We start from the raw sequence: 11,853 nt of genomic DNA on the forward strand, positions 1-11,853 counted from the left end.
GGAGGGCGGCGGCGGCTTGGGCCGCGAGTGCGGCCCATTGGGGGCGTTCAAACGGTTTCGCTATTTTCCATCTTGCTGTTGCTCTTCGACAAGCGCTTGAGTGGTTTAGCCTGAAGGGTCGCTGGCGCGTGCTGTGCCACGCCGGCCAAGCGGAAGGCACTGACCACCAGGTTCAAGCTGTTAACTTGATCCTGCATGGCCTGTGCCGCCGCCGCGGCTTCTTCGACCAGTGCGGCGTTCTGCTGGGTGACGTCGTCCATCTGGGTGACAGCGTTATTGATTTGCTCGATGCCAGCCGACTGCTCCTGGCTGGCCATCATGATTTCGGACATGATATCGGTGACCCGCTTGACGCTGGAAACCACTTCCTCCATGGTGGCGCCGGCCTGTTCGACCAGGCGGTTGCCTGCTTGTACCTTATCGACCGAATCGCCGATCAGCTCCTTGATCTCCTTGGCGGCGGCGGCGCTGCGCTGCGCCAGCGTGCGCACTTCGCTGGCGACCACGGCAAAGCCACGTCCTTGCTCGCCTGCACGCGCCGCTTCCACTGCCGCATTCAAGGCCAGGATATTGGTCTGGAAGGCAATGCTGTCAATGACCGCGATGATGTCGACAATTTTGTGGGCGGAATTGTCGATCGCCGCCATGGTGTCGACCACTTGCGCCACGACCGCGCCGCCTTTGGCCGCAACGTCGGAGGCGCTGACGGCCAGTCCGTTGGCCTGACGCGCGCGGTCGGTATTCAGGCGAACCGTGCTGGTGAGTTCTTCCATGGACGAGGCGGTTTCCTCCAGCGTGCTGGCTTGCTGTTCGGTTCGCGACGACAGGTCGAGATTGCCATTGGCGATCTGGCCGGCCGCGCTGGCAATCGTGTCGCTGCTGTTGTAGACCTGGCCGACGATGCGCACCAGGCCCTCGCGCATGGTCAACATGGCATGCAGCAGGCTGTGCTTGTCGCCCGGGCGCGGATGGATGGCGACGGTCAGGTTGCCGGCGGCGATTTCATTGGCAATCGCCGCCGCCTGGCCCGGTTCGCAACCGAGTTGGCGCACCAGGCCGCGCGTGATGAGCCATGCGGCGACGGCGCTGGTCAACAAGGCCAGTGTGCCGACGGTCAGCATCTGGTTGCGGGCGCGATCATAGGCGGCTTCAGCCTGCGCCACTGCTTCGGTATTTTGCTGCTCTTCCAGCGTGCTCAGCTTGCGTAGCAGTTCCCACCATTTTTTTTGCACCGGGCGGAACTGGTAGCGCAACAGCTGGTAAGCCTGATCCTGTTGTTGATTCAGGGCCAGGTTCTGCGCCTGCTGGTAGAACGGCGCTGCCAACTCGCCTTGCTGTCGTATCTCTTTCAGCAGCGCTATTTCTTCCGGCGTGGTCAAGTTGGTGTCGCTGAACATCTGGTTAAGCTTGGCCATCGTTTCGGTGTATTTTTTTTTCTGGTCGTCGATACGCTTGATTTCCAGCTGGATCTCCTTCTCCTCTTTCAGCAGGATCAGGTTGCGCAGCGCGAGTGCGCGCTCGGTGACCGTTAAGTCCATCGCTTGCGCCAGCCGGATTTCGACATCGTTTACCTTGGTGATTTCAATCATGCGCCCCTGGATTTGCCGCATACTGGCTAGCCCCAGCACGATAATCAGCAACAGCAGCGCAGATACCAGGCTGAAGCCCAAGCCCAAGCGACGAGCAACCGACAGATTTTTCAATATCATGTTTACCTCCGAGGTAATTTCCATGCAACAAGTTTTTGTAAAGTACTTGCATGATAGGCGATAAAAAAAGCTGGATTGTCGTCAATAGTCACAGTCGTTTTCGCGTGCGCAAATATAATCCGCTTGACTACTTGGTGATCCGCGCAGAAATGAAAAAGCCCGGCGCGAAGGCCGGGCTTTGAAAGGAGGCGACTAGCTTACTCGTAGTCGCTCATCGGGGCGCAGCCGCAGAACAGGTTGCGGTCGCCGTAGACGTTGTCGGCGCGGCCGACTGGTGGCCAGTACTTTTGCTTGCGCAGCGATGGCACTGGATAGGCAGCCACTTCGCGCGAGTACTTGCGATCCCATACGTCAGCGGTCAGCACTTCCGCAGTGTGCGGCGCAAATTTCAGCGGGTTGTTCAGCTTGTCGAACTCGCCGCTTTCCACTTTGGCGATCTCGCCGCGAATCGCGATCATGGCGTCGATGAAGCGATCCATCTCGGCTTTCGATTCCGACTCGGTCGGCTCGATCATCAGCGTGCCCGGCACCGGGAACGACATGGTCGGTGCGTGGAAGCCGAAGTCCATCAGGCGCTTGGCCACGTCTTCGTTCGAGATGCCGGTTGCATCTTGCAGCGGACGCAGGTCGATGATGCACTCGTGCGCCACCAGGCCGTCGTGGCCCGTGTACAGCACCGGGTAGTGCGGCGACAGGCGACGGGCGATGTAGTTGGCGCCCAGGATCGCGGTTTCGGTCGCAGCGGTCAGGCCTTCTGCGCCCATCATGGCGATGTACATCCACGAAATTGGCAGGATCGATGCCGAGCCATATGGCGCAGCCGATACCGAACCGATACCTGCGTTGTCGCGGATGTAGCCGTTCGAACGCTGGTTCGGCAGGAACTTGGCCAGGTGCGCGCCGACGCCGATAGGGCCAACGCCTGGGCCGCCACCGCCGTGCGGAATGCAGAAGGTTTTGTGCAGGTTCAGATGCGATACGTCGCCGCCGAACGCGCCCGGTGCGGCCACGCCCACCAGTGCATTCATGTTGGCGCCGTCGACGTACACCTGGCCGCCGTGGCTATGCACGATGTCGCACAGTTCGCGGATGCCTTCTTCGAACACGCCGTGGGTCGAAGGGTAGGTGACCATCACGCAGGCCAGGTTCTTCGAGTGCAGTTCGGCCTTGGCTTTCAAGTCAGCCAGATCGACGTTGCCGTTTTCGTCGCAAGCGGTAACCACCACTTGCATGCCGACCATCGAAGCCGATGCCGGGTTGGTGCCGTGCGCCGACGATGGAATCAGGCAGATGTTGCGGTGGCCTTCGCCACGCGACTGGTGGTAAGCCTGGATCACCAGCAGGCCGGCGTATTCGCCCTGCGAGCCGGCGTTTGGTTGCAGCGAGACGGCAGCGTAGCCAGTGACTGCGCACAGCATCTCTTCCAGCGACGCGATCATCTCGCGGTAGCCCACGGTTTGCGACTCTGGCGCGAACGGGTGGATGGTCGAGAATTCCGGCCAAGTCACTGGGATCATTTCGCTGGTGGCGTTCAGCTTCATGGTGCAGGAGCCCAGCGGGATCATGGTGCGATCCAGCGCCAGATCTTTGTCGGCCAGCGAACGCAGGTAACGCAGCATCTCGGTTTCCGAGTGGTAGCGGTTGAATACTGGGTGCGTCAGGTATTCCGACGAACGCGCCAGCGCTTCCGGGAAGTGACGTTCAACGGTGGCTTCCACGGTGTCGAAGTCCGGGCCATGGGCAGGGCCGCCGACTGGGTGCGAGAACACAGTCCACAGCAGCGCGATGTCTTCGCGGGTGGTGGTTTCGTCCAGCGACACGCCGACGTGCGAGGCGTCGATCACGCGCAGGTTGACGCCGTGCGAGTGCGCCGATGCGTGCAGCTGCTCGGCGTTTTTCACGGCCACGGTCAGGGTGTCGAACCAGGTGTCGTTGGTGACGGTGTAGCCCAGCGTCTTCAGGTTCGACGCCAGCACGCCGGTCAGGCGGTGCACGCGCTTGGCGATTTGCTGCAGGCCTTTCGGGCCGTGGTAGACGGCGTACATCGACGCCATCACTGCCAGCAGTACCTGCGCGGTGCAGATGTTCGAGGTGGCTTTTTCGCGGCGGATGTGCTGCTCGCGGGTTTGCAGCGCCAGGCGGTAAGCCTTGTTGCCCTGCGCGTCGATGGTGACGCCTACCAGGCGGCCCGGCATCGAGCGTTTGAACTCATCGCGGGTGGCCATGTAGCCGGCGTGCGGGCCGCCGAAGCCCAGCGGTACGCCGAAGCGCTGCGAGTTACCGACAACCACGTCCGCGCCCCATTCGCCCGGTGGCGTCAGCATGGTCAGCGCCAGCAGGTCGGCGGCGGCAACCACCATCGCGCCTTTGGCTTTAACGGCTTCCACGTCGGCTTTGTAATCGCGCACATTGCCGTTCACGCCTGGGTATTGCAGCAGCACGCCGAAGCATTCGCCCACGGCAGCCAGTTCGGCAGGGTGGAAGGTTTTAACGATGATGTCCAGCGGCTTGGCGCGGGTCTGCACCACTTCCAGCGTTTGCGGCAGCACGTCGTCGGCCACGTAGAACACGTTCGATTTCGATTTGCTCACGCGCTGGATCAGCGTCATGGCTTCCGCAGCGGCGGTGCCTTCGTCCAGCATCGACGCGTTGGCGATACCCATGCCGGTCAGGTCGGTGATGGTTTGCTGGAAGTTCAGGATCGCTTCCAGACGGCCTTGCGAAATCTCTGGCTGGTATGGCGTGTACGCGGTGTACCACGCTGGGTTTTCAAAGATGTTACGCAGGACGACGTTAGGCGTCAGCGTGTTGTAGTAGCCCTGGCCGATCAGCGACTTGAGCACCTTGTTTTTCGAAGCGATTTTTTTCAGCTTGTTCAGCGCTTCGTTTTCCGGCATCGGCTGGGTGTAGGCGCCCAGTGGCAGGGCTTCCTTGTTGCGGATGTTGGCCGGAACGATGGCGTCGATCAGGGCAGCGCGCGTGGCGTAGCCGAGTACCGACAGCATTTCCTGCTGTTCGGCGGCGTCTGGGCCGATGTGACGGGCGATAAAGGCGTCGCGCGCTTCGAGTTGGGTCAGGCTGGTGCGGGTCATGATATGGCGAGGGCAGAGAAAAGAGGGCAGGAGGGCGGTCGTCCCCGCTCTCGCGGGGACTTATGCAGAGCGGTATTAACCGATGTTTTTGCCGTAGGCAGCTGCGTCCAGCAGGCCGTTGATGGCGCCGGCGTCGGCTGGCTTGATCTTGAACAGCCAGTTGGCGTAGGCATCGGCGTTGATCGACTCAGGCGCGTTCACGACTTCGTCGTTCACTGCCACGACTTCACCCGCCACTGGAGCGTAGATGTCGCTGGCGGCCTTCACCGATTCCACCACGGCGGCATCGTCGCCGGCGCCGTAGGTCGTGCCGACTTTCGGCAGTTCGACGAAGACGATATCGCCCAGTGCGTCCTGCGCGTACTCGGTGATGCCAACGGTGACAGTGCCGTCGGCTTCAGCGCGTACCCACTCGTGGGATTCGGTGTACTTCAGGTCTGCAGGAATGTTCATGTAAGGCTCCAGATGGATGAGAGGTGTTTATTTAATTAAACTTAAACTGCCAGGATTTTACCGTTGCGAACGAACGGCAATTTAACCACAGACGCGGCCAGCTTCTTGTCGCGGATTTCCACGTGCACGGTGTCGCCGACGTTCACGCCCATCGGCACGCGCGCCAGCGCAATCGCTTGCTGCATGGTCGGGCTGAAGGTGCCGCTGGTGATTTCGCCGGTGGCGTCAGTGCCGGCCACGATGACTTTCTGGTGGGCGCGCAGCACGCCGCCTTTTTCCCGCAGGATCAGGCCGACGAATTGGGCGTTTTGGCCCAGTGCTTGCAGGGCAGCCTTGCCGATGAAATCACGCTCGGAGACCAGGTCGATAGTCCATGCCAGGCCGGCGTCCAGCGGGTTCACGGTTTCGTCCATGTCCTGGCCGTACAGGTTCATGCCGGCTTCCAGGCGCAGGGTGTCGCGCGCGCCCAGGCCTGCTGGCTTCACGCCGGCGGCAACCAGCGCGTTCCACAGGTTTTCGGCCTGCTCTGCAGCGACGCCGATTTCAAAACCGTCTTCGCCGGTGTAGCCGGTGCGGGCGATCATCGCTTCGCCGAAAGCGGCGCTCTGCGCGAAGGCGACGTTGAACGGCTTCATTTCAGCCGTGCCTTCTTTCGATTCCGGGATCACTTCCCATACCTTGGCGCGGGCGTTCGGGCCTTGCACGGCGATCAGCGCCATCGCGTTGGCGCCATCGCGGCGCTGGGTGATGGTCAGGCCGGTGGTGTTTTGAGCCTGCATCCACGCCACGTCTTTTTCAGCGGTGCCGGCGTTGACCACCAGGCGGAACCAATTCTCGTTGATGAAGTAGACGATCAGGTCGTCGATCACGAAGCCCTGCGGGTTCAGCATGCAGGAGTACAGTGCTTTGCCCGACACTTGCAGCTTGTCGACGTTGTTGGCCAGCAGGCCGCGCAGGAAGCCGCGCACATTGTCGCCCTTGATGTCGACCACGCACATGTGGGCCACGTCGAACATGCCGACGTCGGTGCGCACGGCGTTGTGTTCTTCGATCTGCGAACCGTAGTTGACCGGCATATCCCAGCCGCCGAAATCGACCATGCGGGCGCCGGCTGCGCGGTGAGCGTTATTAAGTGGGGTAGCTTTGAGCGTCATGGTACGTTCCGAACGAAAAGAGGTTAACAGGGAATGCCAATGATTCCAAAAACCCCTCTGTCCTTGGTACCTGAGAGATAGCGGGGATGAATATCCCGCACGCCCCTTCGGTGGATTGCCGCTGCAATCTCTCTCCAGAGTTTGAGCTCATTCAGAGCCCCTTGACCAGTCCTTTTGCCTGAGAGTTTTTGGGTAGTGCCCCTTCGGCGGCAACGCTGGATTGCCCTCTCCCGATCAAGACTCGGGAATATATGCCAGAAGGGCCTGAATGTCAATCTTGCCTGGCCGCGCACGACTGAGCTCAGCGGAAACAGTTTAAGCAACAATTTGCTAGAATAAATCACACTAATTTGAGAGCCCAGCCATGAGCCAAGACGATACGAGTTACGAAGGACAGGCGTGGTTCACGCTGTCGGGAGATGTTAATAGCGACATGGTGCGCCGCGTGTTCGATGCCGTGGCCGACATGACCGAGGATCGCGTGACTACCGCCCATATCCTGATCCAATCCAACGGCGGCTACGTCAGCGACGGCATCTGCCTGTACAACTACCTGAGCAAGCTGCCGATCAAGATCGTTACCTACAATGCCGGCGCGGTGGCGTCGATTGCGGTGATTTTGTTCCTGGCAGGTGCTGAGCGCTATGCCAGCGAGACCGCGCGCTTCATGGTGCACAAGTCGCATGCCAGCGCACCGCATGGCGCGCGGCCGGATGCGCTGCGCATTATCGTGGAAGGCTTGCAGGCCGACGATGCCCGCACCGAGCAAATCCTGCGCAATCACGTGGAGCTCACCGAAGAGCATTGGCGCGTGCATGAATATTCAGATCTGCATTTGACGGCGGCGGAGGCGTTGAAGGTGGGGATGATACGGCAGGTCAGTGATTTCGAGCCGCCGGGCGGGCTGCGGGTGACGAACATCTAAACCGGAAGGAAGGGCATGCGGCGCGGGGGAAAGCGCCGCATGTAGCGCTGCGTGTTACTTAGCGGTTGCCGGACTTGTTGCCGTCATTTTTGTGGCTTTGACGGCCGGCTTCCACGTGCTGGTCGTGGGTGCCGCCTTGGGTGCCGCTGCCCGAACCGCCGGACGAGCCTTTGCCGCCAGATTGCTTATTGGTGCTTTGGCTGCCACCTTGGTTGCCACTCTGCTTGCTACTGCCACCTTTTTGGTTCGCGTTCATTTTGATTCCTTTACGAAGTGAAAGAATGCCCAGAGACGCGTTCGCATTTCTGGTGGGGCAATGATGCGTTTTCGCTGCGGTGGTCGGTATCGGAGTTCCCCTAGTGGATGTGTAGGAGCATGGCTTGCTGGGCGCTAGTAGCCAAAGTGCAACCTTGTCGTTTGAACTGCACCGAAGTTGCTGGAAGCCAGCAAAATACGCGAAATATTGCCTATTCTTGGTTTCATGGTATTGCTTTGTGGAAACGCTGTGTAACAATACGGGGTAGAGATGATTTAACTCAGCAGGATCGCCCATGATTGCCAATTCCACCACGCCAGCCTCGCCGAAAAAGACGGTCTCGCCGCGGCACGCCTTGCTGGAGGAGTTGATCGGCATCGCCGTCAAGCAGGCCGGCGGCCAGTACCTGGACTTGGCTAATCAATTGGCCGGCGCCTTGATCGACGCTACCGATGGCGATGCGCGCCAGATTCAGCAGCGTCTGCGCGCGGGCAACCAGCTACGCAACCGCAACTTCGCCTTCCTGCACCTGGCGACCAGCACCCTGGAAAAAGCCTTGCGGCGCGAGATTGCCGAACTGGCTCCGGCCGCCAAAAGCGCGGCGCGCGAAAGTGGCCTGTCCCTGTCGCTGGTGCCGTTCGAGGAGATGGACAACAAGGTCGCGCTGAGCGGCGTCAGCAAACCATTTGAGACTTTGTACGCAGATCAGCTGCAGACCTTGAACGTGCGGTTGGCGTTTCTGCTGGATCGCGACATTTTGCGCGTCAGCCAGAATCCGTTCCGGCCGGAGGTGTTCCTGGTGGCCTTGCAGCAGGCGTGGACGGAGTTTGACCCGGAAGCAGAGTCGGCGGGGCTGTTGCAGCCGCTGCTCAAGCCCGGCATGTTCATTGAGATGGGGCCGATGTTGGAGGCGCTGAGCCTGTGCCTGCAAAGCAAAGGCGTGCTGCCGGGCGGCGTGGACGGTTATCGGCGGCGCAAGCCGGACGGCGGCAAGGAGGGCGCGGCTGCCAAGGCGCGCAGCAATCAGGACGCATTGGCGCAGCAACTGCGGCAGTTCTTCGCTTCCAGCGAGGTTGCGGGCTCGGCGGCAGGGCAGATTGTCGACGGCATCGCCAACGGCATGCTGCAGGGCGTTGATCTGCGCATCCCCGATCTCCCAGCAGCCGCACTGGCCGCCGGCAGCACATGGGCGCCCAACGCCGATCGCGCAACTGGCACGGTCGCGGCAGGAGGTTTCGTTGATGCTGCAGTCGGCGCGGCTGGTGCGCAGCCCGGTGGCGTGTGGCTGCAGGGGCCAGCGCAGGGCTTCCACGTCGGCGTCATGACCAACGAAGAGGCGCAGCGCCTGTCACAACTTACTGGCAAGCAGCCTTTGCTGGCCTACCTCGCGGAACTACAAAAATCCGCAGCGCCGGCCGCAGCGAGCGACGACGGCACACCGCCAGCCAACGTCTTCTACCTGCCCAACCTCAAGCAAGCCATGCCGCAAGGCAGCCTGACGCGCGCCGACGAGTCGACCATCGACCTGCTTTCCGCTGTGTTCGACACCGTCTTCCGCGACCAGAGCATCTCGGCCGAAATCCGCGAACTGATCCGTTTCCTGCAAATTCCCGTCCTGAAAGCCGCACTGGTCGATAAAAACTTCTTCTTCCAGGAAGCCCACCCGGCGCGCCGCCTGCTGGAACTGCTCTCGCGCATGGGCTGGGAGCAGCGCAAAGGCCCGGACGACCCGTTATTCCAGGCGATGCAGCGCAGTGTCGACCGCGTCGGCCGCGACTACGAGCAGGAGCTGTCGGTTTTCACCGAGGCCGTCAACGAACTGGAAGCGTCCATACAGGCCGAAGAAAAAGCGGCCGCCGCCGCCATCGCCGCGCCGATCGCGGCGGCGCTCAAGCAAGAGAAAATGGCCGAGTCGAACAAGCTGGCCAAGAACGCCGTCGCCTTGCGCATTGGCACCGGCGAGGTGATCGCCGTGGTGGAAGCCTTCCTTGAGCAGCGCTGGGTCTCGGTGCTGACCATCGCCTACAGCATCGAAGACGAGAAACCGGGCGCCGTCAACAGCGCCACCAAGACCATGGACGACCTGATCTGGAGCGTGCGTCCCAAACTGAAGCCGGAAGACCGCAAGCAACTGATCGCCAAGCTGCCGGGCCTGCTCTCCACGCTCAACAAGTGGCTCGACGTCATCAAATGGCAAGACGCCGACCGCCTGCAATTCTTTGCCGAACTGGCCGAATGCCACGCTTCCATCGTGCGCGCGCCGTTGGAAATGTCGCCTGAGCGTCAAGTGGAAATTTCGATGCAGGTCGCGCAGCAAGCGGCAGAGCGCCGCCTGCAACTGCAAGCCAAAGCAGAAGCCGAAGAAAAAGCCCGCGCCGAACAGCCGCCACTGGATGAGGATGAGGAAGACGCGATCATCGAAGTCGACAGTCTAGTACGCGGCATGTGGCTGGAATTCGCAGACGAGCAGGGTGGCGCTAACCGCAAAGTCAAACTAGCGTGGATTAGCCCCCGCCGCACGCTCTACATCTTCGCCACCGCCGCGCGGCAGGAAGCGTTCTCCATGTCCGGGGAAGAGTTGGCCAAGCGCTTCCGCGAAGGCAGCGCCCACGCCGTGCGCAGCGACGGCGTGGTCACCGTCGCGTTGTCGCAAGCCCTGTCCCGCAGCGCCGGCAACGACGCGTCAATTACGGCCGCTGCGGTCGGTTAGATGTTTGGCGGGGTACTCAAGATGAGTACAGTTAGCATCAAGCTCCCATCCTAAAAAGCACCCCGAACGAAAGGGTCAGACCCCGTATGGGGTCTGACCCTGGCCGCAGCGGTGTGCGGGGTGGGTTGGTGCCGCGTGCTTTTAAGACCCAGCTACGTCAACCCCGTCAAGGCACCCCATTGGCGCCGTGTTGGATGTAGGCTGGGCGAGCGGCCAGGCGCTCGAACCAAGCCTCCACGGCCGACAGTGCAGGACGCTCGATAGGCGTCGAGAGCCAGCGGTTCAGCGACAGGCCCAGCACGATGTCGGCCAGCGTGAATCGATCGCCGCACACGTAGGCGTTGGTGCGGGCCAGCTGCGCATCTAGCAGGGTCATTAAGCGATTCCACTCGGCTGCGCTGGCGGCGATGGCTGCGGCATCGGTATGCGCCGGGCTGCGGCGCACCAGTGCCATGAAGGCATAACGCCACGCGTTATTCAGCTCCGTCGCCTGCCAGTCCATCCATTTTTCCACCTGCGCCCGCGCCATTGGTCCTACCGGCAGCAAATCGGAGCGGCCATGCTTAACGGCCAGATAGCGGCAAATCGTATTGGACTCCCACAGCGCCTGCCCCTCATCAATGATGACCGGCACCATGCCGTTAGGATTCAGACTAAGAAACTCCGGCGTACCGGTCGGCAGAAAGCCATTGCCGTACTGTTCCAATTCGTAGGGCACGCCAATTTCCGCACAAGTCCACAACACCTTGCGCACATTAATCGAGCTTGATTTACCGAGTATTTTTAACATCGCGCCAGTATGCCATAGCTATTTAATATTGCATTAAGGTAAATGTTCGCCAGAATACACGGGCATGTGTTTTAATGCGTGCTGCAGTGCAAAATACAAGGAGCTGGCGGTAAATGATGATGTGGTGGCATTGGTTGAGTGTAATTGGCAGCCTCGCGGTGACGGGCCCGATCGGCGTCGCCATCGTGGTGTGGCTGCTGGCGGGGAAATCGTGGCGCTTGACCGCTATCTGGCTCGGCCTGTTTGGCGCCGGCATGGCGCTGGTGGTGGCGACCAAGATGGCTTTCATCGGCTGGGGCGTCGGCGTCGCCTCGGTGGAATTCGCCGGCTTCAGCGGCCATGCCATGCGTGCCGCCGCCGTGTTCCCGGTGGCCGGCTTCCTCGCTACCCGTTCCTCGCCGTCGCACCTCCGCTGGCTCGGCACCGCTGCCGGCGTGCTGCTGGCCGTGCTGATTGCCATCTCGCGCGTCTACGTGCGCGCCCACCCGCCGTCCGAAGCGCTGACCGGCTGCCTGCTGGGGCTGGCCGTGGCCGGCATCTTCATCTGGTACGCCAGCACCGAGCACCACATGGCCTTGAGCCGCCTGCTGGTGCTGTTGTGCATCCCGGTGCTGCTGGTGGCGCCGCAGGTCGAGCCGATCCCGGCCGAACAGTGGATTACCAAGGCCGCGCTTTACCTGTCCGGCCGCGACCAGCCCTACACCCGCAATATGTGGCGTCAACCGAAGTCGCCGCTCGACTGACGCCGCTGCAACGTTGCGCGT

9 protein-coding genes and 2 riboswitches are annotated in these 11,853 nt (G+C 61.4%); of the genes, 3 read left to right on the forward strand and 6 right to left on the reverse strand.

What is annotated here, in order from left to right; translation table 11 throughout:
- Nucleotides 1-47: 47 nt before the first annotated feature.
- The 4 genes from GTP45_RS08980 to gcvT form a co-directional block, all read right to left on the reverse strand.
- Nucleotides 48-1,709 carry a methyl-accepting chemotaxis protein gene (locus GTP45_RS08980; protein ID WP_161013542.1) on the reverse strand — a complete coding sequence of 554 codons (1,662 nt, stop codon included), beginning with the start codon at nucleotides 1,707-1,709 and terminating at the stop codon, nucleotides 48-50.
- Between the two features lie 197 nt (nucleotides 1,710-1,906).
- Nucleotides 1,907-4,801: an aminomethyl-transferring glycine dehydrogenase gene (gcvP, locus tag GTP45_RS08985; RefSeq protein WP_161013543.1), complete on the reverse strand. Its 2,895-nt coding sequence runs from the start codon at nucleotides 4,799-4,801 to the stop codon at nucleotides 1,907-1,909.
- A 75-nt stretch (nucleotides 4,802-4,876) separates the two neighbouring features.
- The gene (gene gcvH, locus GTP45_RS08990) at nucleotides 4,877-5,254 is read right to left on the reverse strand and encodes a glycine cleavage system protein GcvH (RefSeq protein ID WP_161013544.1); all 378 of its coding nucleotides are present in this window, start codon (nucleotides 5,252-5,254) and stop codon (nucleotides 4,877-4,879) included.
- A 41-nt stretch (nucleotides 5,255-5,295) separates the two neighbouring features.
- Entirely contained in the window at nucleotides 5,296-6,408 is a 1,113-nt protein-coding gene (gene gcvT, locus GTP45_RS08995; RefSeq protein ID WP_161013545.1) for a glycine cleavage system aminomethyltransferase GcvT, read from the reverse strand.
- 47 nt (nucleotides 6,409-6,455) lie between these two features.
- A riboswitch (glycine riboswitch) is annotated at nucleotides 6,456-6,556 on the reverse strand.
- Nucleotides 6,557-6,564: 8 nt separating this feature from the next.
- A riboswitch (glycine riboswitch) is annotated at nucleotides 6,565-6,651 on the reverse strand.
- Nucleotides 6,652-6,772: 121 nt separating this feature from the next.
- Here gcvT and GTP45_RS09000 point away from each other — a divergent pair.
- Nucleotides 6,773-7,333, forward strand: a complete 561-nt coding sequence (locus GTP45_RS09000; RefSeq protein WP_161013546.1) for an ATP-dependent Clp protease proteolytic subunit — start codon at nucleotides 6,773-6,775, stop codon at nucleotides 7,331-7,333.
- A 58-nt stretch (nucleotides 7,334-7,391) separates the two neighbouring features.
- Here GTP45_RS09000 and GTP45_RS09005 read toward each other — a convergent pair whose 3' ends face one another.
- A complete protein-coding gene (locus GTP45_RS09005) occupies nucleotides 7,392-7,589 on the reverse strand; it encodes a hypothetical protein (RefSeq protein WP_161013547.1) in 198 nt (65 codons plus the stop codon).
- A gap of 295 nt (nucleotides 7,590-7,884) precedes the next feature.
- Here GTP45_RS09005 and GTP45_RS09010 point away from each other — a divergent pair, with 295 nt between their 5' ends.
- Nucleotides 7,885-10,299: a DUF1631 family protein gene (locus GTP45_RS09010; RefSeq protein WP_161013548.1), complete on the forward strand. Its 2,415-nt coding sequence runs from the start codon at nucleotides 7,885-7,887 to the stop codon at nucleotides 10,297-10,299.
- A 166-nt stretch (nucleotides 10,300-10,465) separates the two neighbouring features.
- Here GTP45_RS09010 and GTP45_RS09015 read toward each other — a convergent pair whose 3' ends face one another.
- Complete coding sequence (locus tag GTP45_RS09015) at nucleotides 10,466-11,089, reverse strand: glutathione S-transferase family protein (protein WP_161013549.1); 624 nt, start codon at nucleotides 11,087-11,089, stop codon at nucleotides 10,466-10,468.
- A 113-nt stretch (nucleotides 11,090-11,202) separates the two neighbouring features.
- Between GTP45_RS09015 and GTP45_RS09020 the strand changes: the two genes are divergently transcribed.
- On the forward strand, nucleotides 11,203-11,832 hold the full coding sequence (locus tag GTP45_RS09020; RefSeq protein ID WP_161013550.1) for a phosphatase PAP2 family protein: 630 nt from the start codon (nucleotides 11,203-11,205) through the stop codon (nucleotides 11,830-11,832).
- Nucleotides 11,833-11,853 lie beyond the last annotated feature (21 nt).

The organism is Duganella rivi (assembly GCF_009857435.1).
Lineage (GTDB): Bacteria > Pseudomonadota > Gammaproteobacteria > Burkholderiales > Burkholderiaceae_D > Rugamonas > Rugamonas rivi.

Coding starts and splice junctions, on each gene's coding strand:
- GTP45_RS08980 (WP_161013542.1), bottom strand. CDS start 1,709: ATGATATTGAAAAATCTGTCGGTTGCTCGTCGCTTGGGCTTGGGCTTC.
- gcvP (WP_161013543.1), bottom strand. CDS start 4,801: ATGACCCGCACCAGCCTGACCCAACTCGAAGCGCGCGACGCCTTTATC.
- gcvH (WP_161013544.1), bottom strand. CDS start 5,254: ATGAACATTCCTGCAGACCTGAAGTACACCGAATCCCACGAGTGGGTA.
- gcvT (WP_161013545.1), bottom strand. CDS start 6,408: ATGACGCTCAAAGCTACCCCACTTAATAACGCTCACCGCGCAGCCGGC.
- GTP45_RS09000 (WP_161013546.1), top strand. CDS start 6,773: ATGAGCCAAGACGATACGAGTTACGAAGGACAGGCGTGGTTCACGCTG.
- GTP45_RS09005 (WP_161013547.1), bottom strand. CDS start 7,589: ATGAACGCGAACCAAAAAGGTGGCAGTAGCAAGCAGAGTGGCAACCAA.
- GTP45_RS09010 (WP_161013548.1), top strand. CDS start 7,885: ATGATTGCCAATTCCACCACGCCAGCCTCGCCGAAAAAGACGGTCTCG.
- GTP45_RS09015 (WP_161013549.1), bottom strand. CDS start 11,089: ATGTTAAAAATACTCGGTAAATCAAGCTCGATTAATGTGCGCAAGGTG.
- GTP45_RS09020 (WP_161013550.1), top strand. CDS start 11,203: ATGATGATGTGGTGGCATTGGTTGAGTGTAATTGGCAGCCTCGCGGTG.